The sequence below is a fragment of the Streptomyces sp. NPDC087270 genome, assembly GCF_044744625.1.
Taxonomy (GTDB): Bacteria; Actinomycetota; Actinomycetes; order Streptomycetales; family Streptomycetaceae; genus Actinacidiphila.
This window is the reverse complement of sequence record NZ_JBIUYR010000005.1, coordinates 285004-305382: the sequence shown is the minus strand read 5'-3', so window position 1 is coordinate 305382 and position 20379 is coordinate 285004. Positions and strand designations below refer to the sequence as shown.

General features: G+C 72.7%; 12 protein-coding genes. 6 read left to right on the top strand and 6 right to left on the bottom strand.

Annotated features, from left to right (window positions below):
- Window positions 1-61: 61 nt before the first annotated feature.
- The 4 genes from ACIPAE_RS12725 to ACIPAE_RS12710 all read right to left on the bottom strand — a co-directional run bounded on the left by ACIPAE_RS12725 (window position 62) and on the right by ACIPAE_RS12710 (window position 6915).
- Window positions 62-2062, bottom strand: coding sequence for a DUF2264 domain-containing protein (locus ACIPAE_RS12725; RefSeq protein ID WP_402444849.1), 2001 nt, complete (start codon window positions 2060-2062; stop codon window positions 62-64).
- A 110-nt stretch (window positions 2063-2172) separates the two neighbouring features.
- A complete protein-coding gene (locus ACIPAE_RS12720) occupies window positions 2173-4587 on the bottom strand; it encodes a polysaccharide lyase 8 family protein (RefSeq protein WP_402444847.1) in 2415 nt (804 codons plus the stop codon).
- A gap of 142 nt (window positions 4588-4729) precedes the next feature.
- Window positions 4730-5833, bottom strand: coding sequence for a LacI family DNA-binding transcriptional regulator (locus ACIPAE_RS12715; RefSeq protein WP_402444844.1), 1104 nt, complete (start codon window positions 5831-5833; stop codon window positions 4730-4732).
- Between the two features lie 92 nt (window positions 5834-5925).
- Entirely contained in the window at window positions 5926-6915 is a 990-nt protein-coding gene (locus tag ACIPAE_RS12710; protein WP_402444843.1) for a hydroxyacid dehydrogenase, read from the bottom strand.
- 384 nt (window positions 6916-7299) lie between these two features.
- Between ACIPAE_RS12710 and ACIPAE_RS12705 the strand changes: the two genes are divergently transcribed.
- The 6 genes from ACIPAE_RS12705 (at window position 7300) to ACIPAE_RS12680 (ending at window position 15962) form a co-directional block, all read left to right on the top strand.
- Window positions 7300-8292, top strand: a complete 993-nt coding sequence (locus ACIPAE_RS12705) for an ABC transporter permease subunit (protein WP_328471644.1) — start codon at window positions 7300-7302, stop codon at window positions 8290-8292.
- Between the two features lie 133 nt (window positions 8293-8425).
- Entirely contained in the window at window positions 8426-9286 is an 861-nt protein-coding gene (locus ACIPAE_RS12700; protein ID WP_329373731.1) for a carbohydrate ABC transporter permease, read from the top strand.
- A gap of 53 nt (window positions 9287-9339) precedes the next feature.
- Window positions 9340-11022 carry an extracellular solute-binding protein gene (locus tag ACIPAE_RS12695; protein ID WP_366410908.1) on the top strand — a complete coding sequence of 561 codons (1683 nt, stop codon included), beginning with the start codon at window positions 9340-9342 and terminating at the stop codon, window positions 11020-11022.
- A complete protein-coding gene (locus ACIPAE_RS12690) occupies window positions 11019-12566 on the top strand; it encodes a M1 family metallopeptidase (RefSeq protein ID WP_402444840.1) in 1548 nt (515 codons plus the stop codon). The genes ACIPAE_RS12695 and ACIPAE_RS12690 overlap by 4 nt, the downstream gene beginning before the upstream one ends.
- Window positions 12563-14827 carry a right-handed parallel beta-helix repeat-containing protein gene (locus ACIPAE_RS12685; protein ID WP_402444838.1) on the top strand — a complete coding sequence of 755 codons (2265 nt, stop codon included), beginning with the start codon at window positions 12563-12565 and terminating at the stop codon, window positions 14825-14827. The genes ACIPAE_RS12690 and ACIPAE_RS12685 overlap by 4 nt, the downstream gene beginning before the upstream one ends.
- Before the next feature lie 280 nt (window positions 14828-15107).
- Window positions 15108-15962: a hypothetical protein gene (locus tag ACIPAE_RS12680; protein ID WP_402444836.1), complete on the top strand. Its 855-nt coding sequence runs from the start codon at window positions 15108-15110 to the stop codon at window positions 15960-15962.
- A 74-nt stretch (window positions 15963-16036) separates the two neighbouring features.
- Here the strand turns inward: ACIPAE_RS12680 and ACIPAE_RS12675 are convergent, their stop codons facing one another.
- The gene (locus tag ACIPAE_RS12675; protein WP_366410944.1) at window positions 16037-16564 is read right to left on the bottom strand and encodes an NUDIX hydrolase family protein; all 528 of its coding nucleotides are present in this window, start codon (window positions 16562-16564) and stop codon (window positions 16037-16039) included.
- A gap of 98 nt (window positions 16565-16662) precedes the next feature.
- Window positions 16663-19824 (bottom strand): glycoside hydrolase family 2 TIM barrel-domain containing protein, encoded by a 3162-nt coding sequence (locus tag ACIPAE_RS12670; RefSeq protein ID WP_402445050.1) that lies wholly within the window; start codon window positions 19822-19824, stop codon window positions 16663-16665.
- Window positions 19825-20379: the final 555 nt, after the last annotated feature.

Genomic DNA, 20379 nt, shown 5'->3' with positions numbered 1-20379 from the left:
GACCCCGGCCCGCCGCCAACTCCGGTGCGGCCCGCGCGTCTTGCGTGACGGCGGGGGACCGTCACGACCGCGTGGGGACCTCGACGGGGTCGGCGCCGGGGAAGCTCAGCCGGACCCGGTCCCCCCGCACCTCGCAGCGGATCGCCTGCCGCAGTGCCCCGGGGTCGACGGTGTCCTGCGAGAGGACGACCAGGGTGACGTGGACCCCCGCACCCGCACCCGCGTCCGCACCCGCACCCGCACCCTGACCTCCCGGCGCACCCGCGTCCGCACCCGCGCCCTCGTCCCCGTTCCCGCCCGCACCCGCGCCCGCGCCTGTGCCCTCAGGGCGTGCCGCGCGCGAGAGATACGGCGTCGCCGAGTGCGAGCCGAACGCGTTCGCGGCGACCTCGCGGGCGACCGCGGCCTGCTCGTCCCAGCCGTACAGGGCGATCACCGCGCTGGTGAGGCCGTTCGCGGTGCGGGCGAGCGCCCAGCCCGGACCGGTCTCGACGTAAGGCGGCTCGGCGTCGGCGACCGCGTAGCCGCCTTCCCGTACGGCCGCGTGCCGCGCGCCGCCGACGCGGTGCACGCGGACCTCCCACGGGCCGTGCAGGACACTGGCCGACTCGATCGGCACCGCCTCGTCGCTGCCGGGGAGCAGGGCGTCGTGGCGGGAGGCGGCGGTCCGCCCGTCGCAGTGCAGCGGGTGGATGCGCACCCGGCGGGACGCCGTGCCGTCGGGCGCGAGGAGGGCCAGGTGGCCGTCCACGGCGCGCTCCCACGCGTGCTGCGCCGACTCGGGCGCGGTCGCGGTGGAGTAGCCGAACTTGGCGTAGTGCGGGTCGTCCTGGGCCGGGCCGGTGAGCGGGTTGTGGTCGCTGCCGTGGTTGACCAGCCGGACGATGCCGTCGTGCCGGGTGCCGTGCAGCAGCCAGCCGGGGACCGGCAGCGCCGTGCAGTGGTCGGACTCCTCGACCGGCAGCGCAGCCTCGCGCGCGGTCCACACCGGGTGGTCGGCGGGCAGCAGCAGCCCGAGGAAGCCCTTGCTCGCCCAGTACGGCGAGGCGGGCCCGGAGTACGGCTGGGTGGCGGGCAGGAACGTGCGGTGCCAGCCGAGGGTGAGCAGGCCGCGCTCGTCCGGCGCGCCGCGCTCCACGAAGTGCCGCACCGCGCCCGACGCGAGCCGCCGGGTAAGCCCGGGGGCCAGTGGCGAGCAGTCCGCGAGCGCCCCCATCCACACCGGCGCGGTCGCCGCGAACCGGTAGGCGAGGGACCGCCCCTGGTGGACCGGGGCGCCGTCGCCGCCGAAGAAGTGCGGGTAGTCCGCGAGGAACCGGCCCAGCCGCTCGCGGTACTCCCGGGCCCGCCCGCCGTCCTCCGCGCCGGCGATGCGCGCCCACAGCAGCGGGTACAGGTGCATCGCCCAGCCGCCGTAGTAGTCGAAGTTGCGGCCGTCGCCGTCGGTGTACCAGCCGTCTCCCAGGTACCAGTCCTCGATACGGTCCAGCCCGCCGTCGATGTCGCTCTGGCTGAACGGCGCGCCGACCGAGGCGAGGAACTGCTCGGAGACGACCTGGAACAGCCGCCAGTTGTTGTCCCAGGTGCGGCCGCCGACGAACCCGGAGAACCAGTCGACCACCCGCTGCTGGACCGCGGTGTCCAGCCGGTCCCAGATCCAGGGCCGGGTCTCGTGCAGGCCGACCGCGATCGAGGCCGCCTCCACCATCTGCTGCGAGCAGTCGGTGAGCACCGGCCACGCCTCGCCGGAGGAGGGGTCCGTGCCGGCCGCGAGTCCCCGCGCGTACCGCTCGATCAGGTGCCCGTCCACCGCGCCGCCCGCCCCGGCGATCCGGAAGGCGGCCAGCAGGAAGGTCCGGGCGTACCCTTCGAGGCCGTCGCAGACCACGCCCGACCAGGAGTTGCGCCCCGGCAGCCGGTACTGCGCGAAGTCCGGGGTGGCGAACGGCACGACGGAGTCCAGCAGATGGTCGGCGACCGCTTCCCAGTGGGCGCGGGTCCAGCCGGTGCGGGGCGACAGCACCCGGTCGGTCGGCGGGAGCGGGAGGAACGGAGCGGGCATGCGGGGGTCCTGTCTTCTCTTCTTCTCTGTCTGCTGCGCCGGGTGGTCTTGTCGTACGCCGCGCCGTGTCCGCCGTCCGGCGCGCACGGCGCGGCGCGTCGCGGTGGTGCTCAGGTCAGCTCTGCGCTGTGGGTGTGCCCCCGTGACCCTCCCACCCGCACGTGGAGCACCGGGCGCCGTCCCGTGGTGACGGTCACCGTGTCGTCCGCCCGCAGCACATCGCCGACCGGGAACGGCAGCGTGACGGTCAGCGACTCGGCGGAGCGGCCGCTGTCCGCCACCGCCACGGACACCCGCGTCCCCCGGCGCCGCACCAGTACGCTGCCGGGCCCGTCGCAGGCCAGCCCGGCGACCTCGCCGGCCGACCAGAAGTGGGCCGACAGCAGCCCGGCCGTGCGATCCTCGATCGCCTGCAGCGCGGGGAGGTTGGACAGCACCCGCACCGGCCGGGCCAGTGACCAGGCGGCCGTCCGTGCGGCGTCGGCCCCCGGCAGCAGCACGTACGCGTAGGTCGCGCCCGCGGGTGACACGCCGTGGTCGAACCACAAGGTGGCGTAGCGGTTGGTGACGGGAGTGGTGCTTCCGTAGGTGGTGCCGCCGACGTCCAGGTCGTGCCAGGTGCCGGTACGTTCCTCGCGCAGCGCGCGCAGGGCCGCCCCCGAGGGCAGGACGTAGCCGCCCACCCCCTCCAGGTGCGCCCAGCGGACGTGGTCGAAGTCACGCTGCCAGCCGTCCCGTTCCGGCTGCGGCACCCCGTCGACCAGCAGCCGGCGGGAGGCGCCGGACGGGAGCCGGCGGTTCTCCAGCACGGTCTCGATCCTCCGGCCGTCGCTCGCGGTGATGCCGGTGCCCAGCGCGACGACCGCGTCGTCGAGGCAGAACCACGCCTTCCTGGCCCGCAGGGTGCTGCCCTCGGCGGCCAGTTCCATGGCGGCGGCGCCGTAGCGGCCGGCGAGGACGGCGCCGCCCGCGACCGCGTTGGCCGGAAGGTCGCCGGAGGTGCCGCTGCTTTGCAGGTCGGCGCGGGGCCGGGTGTCCACCGTGGTGCCCGGCAGGCGGTAGGAGTTCACGGTCGGCCAGAAGCCGTCCGCGAACTGGCCGCGGTCGCCGTCGGTGTAGAGGTAGGCCATGCCGTCGCCGGTGTACCAGCCGTGCAGGTTCTCGCCGTTGCCCGCCTCGTAGCGGGCGATCCGGCGCGAGGACAGGGCGAGCGCGAAGGACCAGGTCGGGCGGCGGTGCACCACGCGGTCCATGTCGGCCATGACCGTGTGGGCGGCGGCCGGGCCGGTCGGCACGAGGCCGCGGTCGGCGGTCAGCGCCTTGGCCCGTACGATCGCCGGGATCGTCGCCGACCGGGGGAACGGGTGGTCCTGGCCGCGGCTGATCCACCCCTTCACCAGCGCGCGCCAGGTCGCGGCGCGGTCCGCGGGCGCCCGCTCGGCCAGCAGCAGGATGCCGGACACGGCGTCGGCGCCGGCGTTGAAGTCCTGGGAGTACTCACGGGAGATGGCCCGGCCGCGCACCGGGTCCATCATCAGGCCGTCCAGGACGAACGGCGCGAAGGTCCGTTCCACCGCGTCGTAGAGCACCGAGACGGCCGGGTCGGTGATCTGCCAGTCGGAGTCGCCGAGCAGGGCGAGCAGGTAGGACGCGCTGTTCAGGAGCACGCTGCCGTAGGACCCGGTGTAGGCGAAGACGTCGTGCTGGACGAACGACCCGTCCTGGTAGAAGCCGTCGCCCGCGGCCACGTACTGGAACAGGCTGTCCTTCCCCGCGTCCCGGACGTCGGACAGGCCGTCGCGGGCGAGGACCAGCCGGTCCGCGTCGCGGCTCAGCAGGCCGCTCAGCGCGACGATGACGGACTTGTCCGCCCGGTTCGCGCCGGTCTCGGAGAGCGTGGGGCTGTTGGTGCGGCGGTCGGGGTTCGGGACGAAGTGGTCGACGGCCGCCAGATGGGCCGCGAGGTCGTCCGGGGTGAGCCGCGCACGCAGCAGCACGCACGTGTCGAGCAGCGCGCGCGGCGAGCCGATCTCCCACTGGTACCAGTTGCCGGTCTCCGCGCGGGCCGGGTCGTACGCCCGCTCGCGCAGGAACCGCAGTGCGGCGAGCAGGGTGTCCGCGACGTCCTGGCTGCCGGTCAGCGAGGTGCCCGGGGTGGCCCAGGCGACGGCGAGGGTCCGCAGGGCCGTGTAGCACTGCGCGAACATGTCGGGGTCGGTGACGGGGGCGAAGTCCGGCCACAGCACGGTCCGGTCCGCCGAGCGGTCGAGTGTGCTCCACAGTCCGCCGGCCGAACTGTCCAGCGTGCGCAGCGCGGTGGCGAAGTCGGGGTCGTCCGGGTCGATGTCCCCGCCGGTGATCAGGGTCTCGGCACGGGCGAGCAGGCTCTCGAAGGGGTCGTCGGCGGCGACGGCGGGTGCGGGGGTGAGCGGGCCGAGCACCGCGGCCGCGCCGGCGCCGGCGAGCCCGGCGAGGACGGTGCGCCGGCTTGCGTGCGATCGCGAGGGGGGGAGGTCCGAGCGCATGCGAACTCCTCTGCTGAGATGAGGCGTGGAAGCGTTCAGCGGATGCCGGACAGCATGTAAGCGATTGCTATGTGAGCGCAAGAACGCCCGGGAAGTTACTGTCTTTTACTATGGCAAGCGGGCTGAGGCGGCTAGTAAACGCTCACACCCGGTGGGCCCGGCTGCCGCCGCCGGGCGGTGCCACCGAGTCACGGACCACGATGTGCGTGCCGAGCCGCACGACGCCGCTCGGCTGCTCGCGCCAGTCGTCCTCGTCGCCGCCGGCGAGGGCGAGCCGGACCGCCTGGCGGCCCATCTCCTCCAGCGGGACGTGCACGGTGGTGAGCCGCGGACGCAGTTCCTGGGCGACCGGGATGTCGTCGTAGCCGACCAGCGAGACGTCCTTCGGCACCCGCACGCCCGCCTCTTCGAGCGCCTGGGCGGCGCCGGCCGCCACGATGTCGTTGGCCGCGAAGACGGCGGTGAAGTCCGGCCCCCCGTCGAGCAGTTCGGCCATCCGGTGGTGGCCGAAGGAGCGGCTGAACGGGCCGTGCTGGACCAGTTCGGGGTCGGCTTCGACGCCCCGGGCCTTCAGCGCCCGGCGGTGGCCGGCCAGCCGGTCGCGGCTGGTGGACAGCCGCGGTGGGCCGCCGAGGTAGAGAATCCGCCGGTGGCCCTGGGTGAGCAGGTGGTCGGTGATGGCGAAGGCGCCGCCCTCGTTGTCGTACTCCACCTGCGCGGTCGGGGCCCGCTCGCCGATGCCCGGCCGCCCGCACAGCACCAGTTTGCTGCCGTCGGCGTGCAACGCGCTCGCCCGGCGCTCCAGTTCGGCGACGTAGCCGCGGTCCTGCACGCTGCCGCCGACCAGGATCACCGCGTCCGCGCGGCGCTGGTGGAGCAGTTCGATGAAGGCCAGCTCGCGCTGCGGGTCGCCCTGCGTGCAGCAGACCAGGCACAGCCGGTCGCCACTGGCCGCCTCCCGCTCCACGCCGCGCGCGATGTAGGCGTAGAACGGGTCGATCACCTCGTTGACCACGATGCCGACGGTGCGGGCCGAGACCCCGGCGAGCGCGCGGGCGTGCGCGTTGACGACGTAGCCGAGTTCGCGCATGGACGCCTCGACCCGCTCCCGGGTGGCCGCGGCCACCGGGTAGTTGCGGTTCATGACCCGTGACACCGTGGCCGTGGAGACACCTGCGTGCCGTGCCACGTCGGTGACTGTCGCGCGCCGTCGCGCGTCCTGGGATGTCGTACCTGCCCGACGCATCGTGCCGCCCTCTGCCCGCCGTCTCGTTCCGCTGAGCCTATGGTCTGGCGGTGCGGCCTCGCGCCACCTCTCCCCGACCGGGTCGGCCGCCGTCATGCCAGATACTCCCAGCTGGCCTGCCGCACCTGGTGCAGCAGCGGCTCGCGCCGTGTGTAGCGGACGAGTTCGTCCACGGCCAGCGATCCGAGCCGGGCCGCCTCGTTGCCCTGGGCGCCGGCCAGATGGGGCGTCAGGAAGACGTTCGGCAGGGTCCACAACGGGTGCTGCGGGGGGAGCGGTTCGGGCTCGGTGACGTCCAGGACCGCGTCCAGCCGGCCGCTGACCAGGTGTTCGGTGAGCGCGTCGATGTCGACCAGCGCGCCGCGCGCGGTGTTCACCAGCAGGGCGCCCGGCCGCATCAGGGCCAGCCGCCGGGCGTCGAGCAGGTGGCGGGTGGCCGGCGTCTGGGGCGCGTGCACGGTCACCACGTCGCTGTCGGCCACCAGGGTGTCCAGGTCGGTCCGCCGCGCGCCCAGCAGTTCGGCCTCGCCGTCGCGCAGGTACGGGTCGTAGAGCAGCACCTGGGCGTCCAGGGTGCGCAGCAGCAGTTCGATCACCCGGCGGCCGGTGCGCGAGGCGCCGATCACCCCGATGGTCAGGCCGTGGGTGCCGAGCCAGTGCTGGCCGTCGAGGTCGGCCGCGGTGCGGTGGGTGCGGCGGTGCTGGAAGAGCCGGGCGAGCGGCATGACCCGCTTGGCGCCCAGGATGATCGCCGCCAGCGTGAACTCGGCGACCGGTACGGCGTTGGCGGCCGCGGCCGAGGAGACGACGATGTCGCGGTCGAAGACCTCGGGTGACAGGAAGGTGCGCACCGTGCCGGCGGCGTGGATGACCGCGCGCAGCCGGGGCGCCCGCCGCAGCACCGCCGCGTCCACCGGGGGGCAGCCCCAGCCGGTCACCAGCACCTCGACGTCGGCCAGTTCGGCCGCCACGGCGGCGGAGGAGAAGTCGTCCACCGGGTGCGGGCGGCGCAGGTCGGCGACTTCCGCCAGGCGGCGCCGCACGGCCGGCGGGAAGACGTTGTCGACCGCGCCGGGGCTCATCGTCAACAGCGCGCGCGGCCGCCTCGGTGGATCGCCGGCCTCCGCTGCGGGACCAGCCGACGCTTCATCGATGCTACGCACCCTGCCTCCGGACAGTAAACGTGTACTACGGACGAGAGCACGCTAGGCACTCGGCCGGGCGGCCGTCAAGAAACCTCCTGGTGCCCAACACCGCTGGTCACGCCCGCACATACGGCCTGACCACGGGTTTCGTGGCTCGCGAAACCGGCTGCCGCACGGCCGTGAAACACAGACTTTTCACGAAGACTATTGACGCTGGACGTAATCGCTTACTACTTTCTCGCAGCAGAAGACATCCGATCACACCCCCGGCGCCGCCCGAGGCGACCCCTGCGCCACCCCGTCGAAGAGGAACCCCGTCGTATGGCTGACACCGCAACAGGTCCACCGCGCAGCGGACGGCGCGAGCGCGCCGCGTCCGCCGGCCCGCCGGTGTACCGGCCGTCCCTGTGGCAACGGCTCAAGCGGGACAAGGTGATGCTGCTGCTGACCCTGCCGGGCCTGCTGTACTTCGTGGTCTTCCACTACGTGCCGCTGCTCGGCTACGTCGTGGCGTTCCAGCACTACGAGCCCTACCTGGGCTACATGCACAGCACCTGGACGGGACTGGCCAACTTCTCGACGGCCTTCTCCCAGCCGGCGTTCTGGTCCGCGACCCGCAACACCGTGGAGATCGCGGTCATCCAGCTGGTGTTCTTCTTCCCGGTGCCGATCGCGCTCGCGCTGCTGCTCAACAGCGTGATGAGCAGCAAGGTGCGCCGGTTCGTGCAGAGCGTGGTCTACCTGCCGCACTTCATCGGCTGGATCATCATCGTCTCGATCTTCCAACAGGTGCTCGGCGGCGCGGGGTTGCTGCCGCACCTGCTCGGCAAGGTGGGCCTGCCGCGCTACGACATGATGTCCGACCCGCACGCCTTCCCGTGGCTGCTCACCTTGGAGTCGATCTGGAAGGACGCCGGCTGGGGCACGATCATCATCCTCGCCGCGCTGCTCAGCATCGACCGCGGGCTGTACGAGTCGGCGGCCATCGACGGCGCCGGGCCCTGGCGGCGGCTGTGGCACGTCACGCTGCCGGGCATCTCGTCGGTGATCGTGCTGCTGCTGATCCTCAACCTCGGCAACCTGCTGTCCGTCGGGTTCGAGCAGATCCTGCTCCAGCGCGACGCGGTGGGACCGGACGCGGGCGAGGTGCTCGACACCTACGTCTACTACCACGGCATCCAGGACAACGACTGGGGCGTCGCGGCCGCGGTCGGCCTGGTCAAGGCCGTCGTCGGCACCGTTCTGGTGGTCGGCGCCAACAAGTTCGCCCACCGGCTGGGCCATGAGGGGGTGTACCGCGGTGCTGACCGCTGATTCCACCGACGTCACGCGATCCCTCCCCGGCCGGGAGGAGTCCGGCACGGCCGGGAGCAGGGCGAAGGCGCTGCGCAAGGCCCGCCGCGACGCCCGCCGCCGGGCCGCCGCGCCCGAGGGGCGGCCGCCGTGGATGGAACGGCCGAGCCTGATCGGGCGCTGGGGCAAGGCGCTGATCCTGGTCCTGGTGGTGGCCGCCGTCGCCTATCCGATGATCGGCATCATCGCGACCAGCTTCGCCTCCCAGTCCGACATCATCAAGAGCTCCGGACTGGTGCTGTGGCCGGCCCACCCGACGCTGGCCGCCTACCGCACCGTCTTCACCGGCGGCGTGGTGCTGCGCGCCCTGTTCGTCAGCATCGGCGTCACCGTCGTCGGCACCTTCGTCAGCCTGCTCTTCACCATCGGCATGGCGTACGGCCTGTCCCGGCGCGAGGTGACCGGCTCCCGGCTCATCCTGATGACGGCGCTGGTCACGATGTTGTTCAACGCCGGCATCATCCCGAACTTCCTGCTGGTGAAGAACCTCGGGCTGTACAACACCTACGCCTCGCTGGTGATGCCGACGCTGATGAGCGCCTTCAACCTGGTGGTGCTGCGGGCCTTCTTCATGAACCTGCCGGCCGAACTGCTCGACGCGGCCCGCATCGACGGCGCCGGCGACCTGCGCATCCTGGTCAGCATCGTGCTCCCGCTGTCCAAGGCCGTCATCGCGGTGGTCAGCCTCTTCTACGCGGTGACGTACTGGAACGCGTTCTTCAACGCCCTGCTCTACCTCGACGACTCCACGAAGTGGCCGCTGCCGATGGTGCTGCGCAGCTATGTGCTCCAGGGCCAGAGCCTGAGCGGCGCCGCGGCCGGCGAGACCGTGGCACCGCAGGAGGCCGTGCAGATGGCGGTGCTCGTCATCGCGGTGGTGCCGATCCTGCTCGTCTACCCCTTCCTCCAGCGCTACTTCACCAAGGGCGTGCTCACCGGCGCCGTCAAGGGCTGAGCCCCGCCCGCCTCGTCCTGCAGCACCCTGCCCCACTCCTGGCAAGGAGAGCCATGTCCCGTTCCGCCATCCCCTCCCTCGGCCGCAGAGCGCTGCTGCGCTCCGCCATCGGCGTCGGCCTGGGCCTCGCCGCGTCCCCCGTGCTCAGCGCGTGCGGTGACGGCGGGAGCACCGCGAAGGCGTCGGCGAAGGCCGCCGACCTGCTGCCCGCCACCACCGTCCGCGACATCGGCCTCAAGCCCGACCTGCCGGGCACCGCGGCCGGCGTCCCGCAGGGCTTCTACCGCTATCCGGCCACCCCGCTGCGCGCCACCAAGGGCGCCCCGCTGGCGGGCGCCAAGTCGGTGCGGGCCACCTCGGAGACGTTCATGCCGCCGCCGCCCGGCCGGGGGAAGAACGCGGCCTGGCAGCAGATCGAGAAGCTGCTCGGCGCCGAGGTCGACGTCACCGCGGTGCCCACCGACGACTACCCGACGAAGTTCTCGACCATGGTGGCCGGCGGCAGCCTGCCGGACATCTTCGAGTACCCGGAGACCGGCGGGGTGGACGACAAGGCCGCCTTCCTCGCCGCCACCTGCGCGGACCTCACCCCGTACCTGGCCGGCGACAAGGTCAGCGCCTACCCGAACCTCGCGGCGATCCCCAAGGCCGCGTGGCAGGGCGCCATCTTCGGCGGCCGGCTGTACGGCGTGCCGATCTCCCGGATGGGCACCGGCGGCGCCGGCTTCTACCGGCACGACCTGTTCGCCGAGGTCGGCGTCACCGACCCGCGCGAGATCGCCGACCCGGACGCGTTCGTGAAGGTGTGCAAGGAGCTGACCCGCCCCTCGAAGGACCAGTACGCCATCATGGCCGGCGCCACCAACCTGGTGGCGATGAGCACCGGTTCGCCGAAGGACTGGCGGATGGACGCCGGGACGGGGAAGTTCACCCACCAGCTGGAGACCGACGAGTTCCGTACGGCGGTCGAGACGCTGCGCACGCTGTACAAGGCGGGCTGCTTCTACCCGGGCTCGATCGGCATGTCGGGCTCCCAGAAGGCCAAGTACACCGACATGTTCATGAACGGCAAGGCCGCCTACGTCTACGACGGCATGCCCTCCTACCTCACCCCCAGCACCGGCTACGTCGACGCCATGAAGGCCGTCGACAAGAGCTTCGACCCGCGGCCGATGGTGCCGTTCGGCAAGACCGCGGTCTCCTGGATGGACAACGTCTCGCTGCAGAACGTGCACCTGAAGAAGGCGTCCGGTGACCGGGTGCGGCAGCTGCTGGCCTTCGCCGACTTCGCCGCCTCGCCGTTCGGCAGCGTGGAGTACACGCTCATCAACTACGGCGTCGAGGGCACCGACTTCACCAGGGACGCCCGCGGCAACCCCGTGCTCACCACGAAGGGCACCTCCGACGTCGCGGTGCCCTGGAAGTTCTTCGGCTCGGCGGTGCCCGCGGTCTTCAGCGCGACCTCCGAGCAGGGCGTGCGCTACAGCCACGACGCGTACGCGACCCTCATCCCGATGATGGCGCCCGACCCCACCCTCGGCTACTCCTCGCCGACCTGGGACTCCAAGGGCTACGGCAGCCTGCTCACGCTGCTCGGCGACGGTGTCGCGGACCTGATCACCGGCCGCAAGCCGATGTCCTGGTACGGAACGCTGACGAAGAACTACCTCGCCGCGGGCGGCGAGAAGGCCAGGACCGAGTTCCAGGAGGCCGCGCAGACGGGGGCGAAGAAGTGAGACTGCCCAGCGACGAGCCCGCCCCCCGCGGTACCCGAACCGACCCCGCCGCCGCGACCGCCCCGACCGCCCCCGGCCGCCGGACCGTCCTGCGGGCCGGCGCGGTCGGCGCCGTCGCCGCCGGGACGGTCGCCGTGGCCGGCGCCGCCCCCGCGTCGGCCGCGTCCGCCACCCACCGCTTCGATCCCGAGCCGGGCGCGCCCGGTGTCGGCGACCCGCTCTTCCCGACCCTCGGCAACGGCGGCTACCGGGTCACGCACTACGACCTGACCTTCGACTTCACCCCGGTCAGCTACGACTTCACCGGCGTCGTGGCGATGCGCGCGCTGGCCACCCAGGACCTGTCGGCGTTCAACCTCGACACCGACGGGCACACCATCGACCGGGTGACCGTGGACGGGCGGGACGCGGCATGGGCGCTCTCGCTCGGGCAGAGCGGCCAGGAGCTGACCGTCACCCCCGCCCGGCCGCTGCACGACGGGGCCCCGTTCACCGTCGAGGTCCGCTACCACGGCAACGGCAAGGACCACCGGTCCGGCCTCAGCGGCTGGGTGTTCGGCGCCGACGGCGGCTTCGCCTGCGCCGCCCAGGCGTCACGCGCCGACACCTTCTTCCCCTGCAACGACACCCCCTCCGACAAGGCCGCGTGGACCTTCCACCTCAGCGCCCCCGAGGGCTATGTCGCCACCGCCAACGGCGAGTTGCTGCGCAGGACGCCACGCTCGGACGGCTCGGCGGTCTGGCACTTCGCGCTGCGCGAGCCGATGCCCACCGAACTGTGCGGGATCGCCGTCGTCAAGGGCACCTACCTGTACGGCGCGAGCCACACCGGGCTGCCGCTGCGCCACGTCGTCCCGCAGGGCGAGGAGGACACCTACGCCCCGGTGGTGGCGCGGACGGCGGACCATCTCGCCTGGCTGGAGGCGAAGTTCGGGCGCTTCCCGTTCTCGCTGTACGGCCTGCACATCTACGGCGGCTACACCGACGCCCTGGAGAACCAGACGCTGAGCCTGTTTGGCACCAACTGGTTCAAGCCCAACGCGGACGGCAACCCGACGTGGGAGAACACGATGGTGCACGAGCTGACCCACCAGTGGTGGGGCGACTCGGTCACGCCGCGCGACTGGCAGCAGGCATGGCTCAACGAGGGCCCGGCGACGTACTACGCGGCCCTCTACAGCGAGGAGCGCGGCTGGTCGGTGCTGGCGGACGCGATGCGGAAGACCTACGGGTCGCTGAACGCCGTCCGTGCCGCCGACGGCCCGCCCGGGCTGCCGAACGCGCTCGGCGGCACCAACATCTACGACGGCGGCGCGCTCGTGCTCTACGCCCTGCGGATGCGGGCCGGCCAGGCGCGGTTCGACCGGATCATGCGGCTGTGGCCGGAGCGCTTCAGGAACTCCAACGCGTCGAGCGAGGACTTCATCCGGCACGCCGTGCAGGTCACCGGGGACTCCTCCCTCGACCCCTTCCTGCGTGACTGGCTCTTCGGCGCCGTCAACCCCCCGATGCCGGGCCACCCCGACTGGAGCGTGAGCGCGTGAAGCCGACCATCCGCACCGCCGTACTCGCCGCCGCCGCGCTGGCCGCCACCGTGCTGCCCGCCGGCGCCGCGTCCGCCACCTCGTCCGCGTCGGCCGCGCGGCCCGGCCCGACCGTCTACCAGGCCGCGCCCACCGGCAGCGGCGACGTCTGCGACCGTGCGCGCCCCTGCTCCCTGGACGGCGCGCGGGCCAAGGTCCGCGCCGACATCGCCGGCGGCATGGACCGGGACGTGCGGGTCGAACTGCGCGGCGGCACCTACCCGTTGACCGCGCCCCTGACGCTCGGCCCGGACGACTCCGGCCGCGACGGGCACACCGTCACCTGGGCCGCCGCACCCGGTGCGCACCCCGTGCTGTCCGGCGGCCGCACCCTGACCGGCTGGACGAGGAACCACGACGGCACCTGGACCGCCGCCGTGCCCGCCGGAGTGACGGCCCGCCAGCTCTTCGTCGGTGGCCGGCGCGCCACACCGGCCCGGGGCGCCGCCTGCGCCGCGAGCGTCTGCCACGCGACGAAGGACGGCCTGACCGGAGCCGTCGCGACCGGCATCGCGCGGTGGGCCCGTCCGACCGACGTGACCGCCGTCATCAAGGTCCGCTGGCGCAACTACCAGTGCCGGGTCACCGGCGTCAGCGGCGACGTGCTGACCTTCGCGCAGCCGTGCTGGGCCGACTCCTCCAGCGGCACCGGCCGCACCGGCCCCTCCTGGGACACCACCACGGTGGACTCCACCCGCTACACGGGCGTCGCCTGGTTCCAGAACGCACCCGAACTCCTCGACACGCCGGGCGAGTTCGTCTGGAACTCGGCGGCCCGCACGGTCACCTACCTGCCGCTGCCCGGGCAGGACATGCGCCGCGACCAGGCCGTCACCCCCGCCACCGAGCAGCTCGCGGTCCTCGACCACGCGCACGACCTGGACCTGACCGGCATCGGCTTCGCCTACGCCGCCTACCACCAGCCGGACACCGCGGACGGGTACGCGGGCACCCAGGCCGGCCTCACCCTCACCGGAGCGAGCGGCCCCGCCGACCAGTCCGGCCGCTACTACACCAAGCCGTCGGCCGCGCTCACCGTCGACGGCGGCCGCGACGTACACGTCCAGAGCGCCGACTTCACCCACCTCGGCGGCGCGGGGGCGGTGCTCCAGGACGGCACCCAGCACTCCTCGGTCACCCGCTCCCGCTTCACCGACCTGTCCTCCGGCGCCCTCTACATCGGCGACACCGACCCGAACCCGGCGCCTCAACTCGCCGGCACCGACAACACGGTGGCGTACGACACCATCGACCACGCGGGAGTCGAGTACACCGACGCCGCCGGGATCTGGGCCGGTTACGAGGCCGGCCTGACCGTCGACCACAACACGCTGGAGCACCTGCCGTACTCCGGTGTCTCCGTCGGATGGGGCTGGAACCAGCCCGGCGCGCAGCAGTCGGTGCTGCGCGACAACCACATCACGGACAACCGGATCACCGACGTCATGACGGTCAAGGACGGCCAGCACGACGGCGGCGCGATCTACACCCAAGGCGACCAGCCGGGCACGGTGATCTCCGGCAACTACATCAACCGCTCCGCGTACGGCAACACCGAGCGGGACGGCAACGGCATCTACCTGGACGAGCAGTCCTCCCACATCACCGTGGCGGACAACGTCCTGACCCGCCTCGGCTACAAGTGGATCTCCAACTGGGCGGACTACGGCATCCAGAACACCGCCACCGGCAACTGGACGGACACCGACGCCCCCGCCCTGGCCGGCACCGGCTCGGTCGCGACCGGCAACCACACCCGGCTCGACACGCTGCCGGCCCAGGCCACCGCGATCGCCGCCCGGGCGGGCGCCGACGGCCCGCACGTCGAACCGCTGCCCGCCGACCTGGCCCGGGCCGGCACGGCCACCCAGTCCGCCACCGACGGCACGGCCACGGCCGCGAACGCGATCGACGGCGACACCACCACCGACGCGCTCACGCTCTCCGGCGCCGGCTCCTGGTGGCAGACCGACCTCGGCGCGGTCCGCCCGATCGACCGGATCGAGATCTGGAACGACGCCACCATGGCCACCGCCGACGTCGACGTGTCGATCAGCGCCACGCCCGACTTCGCCCGGGCCACCACGGTGCACCTCGGCGGCAAGGCGCTGCGGCCCAGCATCCTGGACCACCTGCACGCCCGGGGCCGCTACGTGCGGATCACCGCGACCGGCACCGGCCCGGCCCGGATCGGCCTGGCCGAGGTGCGCGTCCACTCCTGACCGCCTGACCGCCTGACCGCCTGACCGCCTGACCGCCTGACCGCCTGACTCGCCGACGGCCGCGGCCGGTTCGGGAACACCCGCTGCCGCGACCCGGCCGGCGGCTCCGAACCGGCCCGGCCGCACCCTCGCCCCACCCCGGGTACCCAGCCCGGCCCCGCGCACCCCGACCGGCCCCGCCCGCAGCCGACGTGAGCCCTCGGCCACCGACCCGGCCCCCAACCGACCCACCCCGAACCACCGTTCCGCATCCATTGGCCCGCCCCACACCGGAGATGACATGCGACCCGACCTGCGTTCCCCCGGCTCCTCCCGCCCCGCTCCCGCCGCGTCCCGCACCTCCACCCCCACCCGTATCCGCACCCGTATCCGCTCCCGGCGCCGTACGCTGCTGCGCTCGGCGACCGTCGCCGGGGCGGCCGCGCTGCTCGGCGTCGCCATGACCGGGCAGTCGTGGGCCTCGACGCCCACCTCTTCCTGGAGCACGGGCGCACCGACCCCGGTCAGCCGGCTCACGCTCCCGATGTCCTTCGAGTCCGCGCCCGACGCCGGCGGCATCTACTTCGCCTACTACACGACGCTGGAGAGCGGCACCCGCCCGTACGCCGGCTTCCAGCCGAAGGAGGTGGACGCCGACGGCCGCCCCACCCTCCAGGCGGTGTTCAGCTCCTTCAACGCCGCGGCCACCACGACCGACGCCAACTGCTCCTACGGCGCGGACGGCGGGGCCGGTGTGAGCTGCGCGGCACGCTTCGCCTACACCAAGGGCACGATGTACGCGCTGGTGCTGCAGCGGGCGAGCGTCACCGGGGACACCCAGCTCATGACCGGGGACGTGGTGGACGAGGCGACCGGCGCGACCGTGACCCACATCGGCAGCTTCAGCCTGCCGTCCGACTCGGGCCGCTTCAAGCCCGCCGACTCCGGCTTCATCGAGCCCTACCTGACCGCCGGGTGCGGCCAGCAGGTCACCGTGACCTACGGCGCCCCGGTCGGCTCGGAGGGCGGCACCGACTACACCGGCGGCCTCCCGGCCGTCACCGACCCGAGCTCGGGCAGTTGCCTCAGCACCACGTCCACCAGCACGCCCCAGGGCCGCCAGGTCACCGTGACCGGGGACACCTTCACCGGGTGACCGCGTGACCGGGTTCACCGGGTGACCTTCTCCACCCGGTGACCGCGCCGTCCGGCCCAGGCGGCCGGACAGGGTCAGTCCAGGCGGCCGACGTGCGCCAGTGCCTGCTTGAGCAGGATGCCGCGGCCGCCTGGCATCTCCTCCTGGAGCTGCGCCGAGGACGCCTCCTCCGGGGTGAACCAGACCAGGTCCAGCGCGTCCTGCCGCGGTCGGCAGTCACCCGCCACCGGTACGACGTACGCGAGCGAGACCGCGTGCTGCCGCGGGTCGTGGTAGGCCGTGACGCCCTCGGTCGGGAAGAACTCCGCGACGGTGAACGGCTGGAGCGAGGCGGGCACCCGCGGCAGCGCGACCGGCCCGAGGTCCTTCTCCAGGTGCCGGACGAGCGCGTCCCGCACCCGTTCGTGGTGCAGCACCCGCCCGGAGACGAGGCTGCGGCTGACCGTCCCGTCCGGTCCGATGCGCAGCAGCAGCCCGATGTGGGTGACTTCTCCGTTGTCGTCGACCCGCACCGGCACGGCGTCGACGTAGAGGATCGGCATACGAGCGCGGGCCAGCTCCAGTTCCTCGGGAGCCAGCCAGCCGGGCGTGGTGTCGGTCATGTCAGCCATTGCGTGATCGTACGTGGAGCGGCGCGCTCTCCACTATGACGTGGGGTACTCCGAGCAGCGCCGCTCCACCGGGTCATCCGCTCATCCGCTCACCCGGCCGTCGTGGCGGTCAGCGCGCTGACGCGCTGCGCGCCGGCGGGCGTGCCGGGGGCCGCGCTGGTCAGGTCCAGCCGCAGCCGCGCGGTGTGGACGGCGGTGAAGGAGACGACCGTGGGGCTGTCGCTCGCGCTCGCCCAGGAGACGGCCGGGTGCTTCACCGGGGTCCAGCGGTCGCCGTCCCAGTACGACACCGTGACCGTGGCCGGCAGCGTGTGCGTCGCGTCCACGGTGAAGGAGACGGAGACGGTGTCGACGCGGCGGGCGGTGGCCCAGGTGACCGAGACCCAGTCCGCGGGGCGGGCGCCGTTGAACGCGGGCAGCAGCGCGGTGGCGCTCTTGGCGAAGGCGTTGGACCAGCCGGTGGCCGGGTCGCCGTCGAGCATCGCGGCCGGCAGCGAGGAGGGCGAGCCGGAGTAGCTCGCGTCGGCCAGCGGGTAGGACGGGGTGCCGGGGCCGGGGTCCGGGACGAAGCGGACCGGGGGAGTGGCGGCCACCGCGCCGGGCGCGCGCGTGGTGCGCACCGAGGTGGTGCCGCGGTGCAGGCCGGGGGCGCTCGCGGTCACGTCGAGGTGTCCCGCGCTCGTGCCGGAGCGCACGATGGCGAGGGCCTTGCCGTGGAAGGCGGTGCGGGTGGTGGCCTGGTAGCGCTCGGCGCTCTCCTGCTGCCCGTTGTCCAGGCCGGCCAGGGAGCCGCCGGAGACGGTGAAGGTGAGCAGGTGGTCGGCGCCGGGCACCACCACGCCGTGGGAGTCGATCACTTCGGCGGTGACGTAGACCAGCGAGTCGCCGTCGGCCACCGCGGAGGCGCGGTCCGGGGTGAGCCGGACGGCGTGCGGCTCGCCGGCGGTGCGCAGCACGTCGGTGGCCACCACCTTGCCGTTCCTGCGGGCGACCGCCTTCAGTTCGCCGGCGGCGAACGGCACCTGCCAGGTCAGGTGGAGCTTGCCCGCGCTGCCGTTCGGGCTGGTGTAGCTGCCGGGGTAGGCGCCGGTGGTGACGGTCTTGTCGTCGCCGGTCGGCTCGGTGGTCTCCAGGTAGGTACGCCCGTCCACCGTCTTCTTGGTGTCGAAGCGGCGCACCCCCAGCGAGCGGCCGTTGAGGTAGAGCTCGACGGTGTCCACGGTGGAGTACGCCCACACCTCGACGGTCTCGCCCGGCCGGTGGTCCGTCCAGTCCATCGGCAGCAGGTGCACCATCGGCTCGGACGTCCACTGGCTGCGGAAGAGGTGGTACATGTCCTTCGGGAAGCCGGCCGTGTCGACCGCGCCGAAGAACGACGCCTTCACCGGGAAGACGCCGTACGGCGTCGGCTCGCCGATGTAGTCGGTGCCGGACCAGAGGAACTCGCCGGCGAAGAAGGCCCGGTCGCGGTCCTTCTTCAGGCCGTACTCGCCGCTCATGGTCCATGAGGCGAGGTTGTTGTCGAACGAGGAGGTGGCCCGCCGGCCGGGGGTGTGGTTCTCGCCGGTGTTGAGGTGCTGCGGCTCCTGGTAGGTGCCGCGGGTCGAGGTCTCCGAGGACGACTCGGACTCGAAGAGGAACAGGTGCGGGTAGCGGGCGTGCAGCGCGTCCACGGAGGCGGCGGTGTTGTAGTTGAGGCCGAGGCCGTCGAGCTTGGCGAGCATCAGGTCGGCGGGGGAGCCGACCGCCGGCAGGCCGCGGTACTTGTCGGAGCCGATGACGATCGGGCGGGTGGTGTCGAGCGCGCGGATCGCGGCGATCAGCCCGTCGGCCATGGCCAGGCCCGCGGTGGAGGTGGAGTCGGGGATCTCGTTGCCGATCGACCACATCATGACCGCGGGCGAGTTGCGGGCGGCGGACACCATCTCCGCGATGTCGGCGGCGCTGTTGGCGTCGAAGAACCGGCCGTAGTCGTAGGTGTTCTTGCCGGTGCGCCAGCAGTCGAACGCCTCGACCATCATCACGATGCCCAGCTCCTCGCAGACCCGGATCATCTCCGGCGACGGCGGGTTGTGGGAGGTGCGGAAGGCGTTGACGCCCATGGACTTCATGATCGTCATCTGGCGCAGCACCGCGTCGTAGTGGATCGCGGCGCCGAGCGCGCCCTGGTCGTGGTGGAGGTCCACGCCGCGGATCTTGGTGGGCTCGCCGTTGACGGACAGGCCGTGGTCCGGGTCGAGGGTGAAGTGGCGCACGCCGAAGGTGGTGGTGACGGTGTCCACGGTCTCGCCGTGCACCTGGATGTCCGTCTCCAGGGTGTACCGGTTCTCCGGAGTGGCGTACGACCACAACTGCGGCCGCTCCACGCGCAGTTCCGTGGTGACGTCCTGCGCGCCGGTGGCCGCCGCGAGCGTCAGCGGCGAGCTGGCCCGCGCGACCTGGCGGCCCTGGCGGTCCCGGACGGTGTTGACCACGGTGGCGGCGACGGTGCCGCCGGTCTCGTTGACGACGCCGACCTGGGCGCGCACGGTGGCGTAGCCGCTTCCCTGCCTCGGGTTCAGCGTGTCGGCGAGGTCGGGCGTGGTGACGTAGGTGCCGTGCCGGGCGACGTGCACCGGGTCGGTGACGACCAGCCGGGCGTTGCGGTAGATACCGCTGCCCGAGTACCAGCGGCTGCTGGGCAGTTGGTTGCGGACCTGGACCGCGATCACGTTGGCCGTGCGGCCGTCGGTGTGCAGCAGGTCGGTGAGGTCGTAGGCGAACCCGGTGTAGCCGTAAGGGTGGGAGCCGACCAGGGTGCCGTTGCAGTAGACGGAGCTGTCCATGTAGACGCCGTCGAACTCGACCGAGACGCGGCGGCCCTTGACGGCGGCCGGCAGGGTGAACGACCTGCGGTACCAGCCGAGTCCGCCGGGCAGGAAGCCGGTGCCGCCGGAGGTGTTGTCGGCGGTGGTGGGGGTCTGCTCGATGCTCCAGTCGTGCGGGACGCGGACGGCCCGCCAGCGGGAGTCGTCGTAGCCGGGGTCGGCGGCGTCGGCGTAGGAGCCGGTGGGGTCGGTGATGCCGGCCGGGTTCACCAGCGCGAAGCGCCAGCCGTCCGCGAGGTCGACGGTGCGGGGGAGGGCGGAGTGCGAGCCGGCCGGCCGCGCCGGGTCGGTGTGGGCGCTCGCGGTCGCGGCGAGCCCGGGCAGCGCGGGGGCCGCGGCTCCGGCCGCTCCTGCGATCAGAAAAGACCTGCGGTCGACCGGCATGGTGGGACCCTTCTCGTCGACGCGTGCACCGATGGCGCCCCGAAGAGGCGTCATAACTGACCAGCATTGAACAGAACCAACCAGGAACTCACGGATTCTCGCATCGCCGTACTGTCGCGGGTCAAGGGGTGCGGCACGGCTTTCGCGGTCGCCGACCGCAGGTCGCGGCCGGTGCGCCGGGTCCGGCGGGCGCCTTTACAACGATGGAGAAACCCGGTCGCCACGGTGCCGAACGTGTGCGGTCGCCGTGACGCTCTCCTGGCGCGTGCCAGGCGTGCGGGCTCCTTCGTGCGCGGCTGCGCGAGGCGCCGGCGGCGCTCTCCCCGACCGGCTCGCTCCTCCTGGAGTCGGCTTCAAACCTGCTGATGGGCAAGGGTGTTCGGATATTCACGGGGCGCGGTGTGCCGTGGCCGGACATCGCGAAACGCGGCGGAAATCTGTCCGGTACAGGGGATGGACATGACATCTGGGCTGTGCTGTCATCATCTCGCCTCGCTTTACATCGTTGTAGGAATCTCTTCCGACGGGCACGCCCCAAGCCGCGGCTTCGGTCTG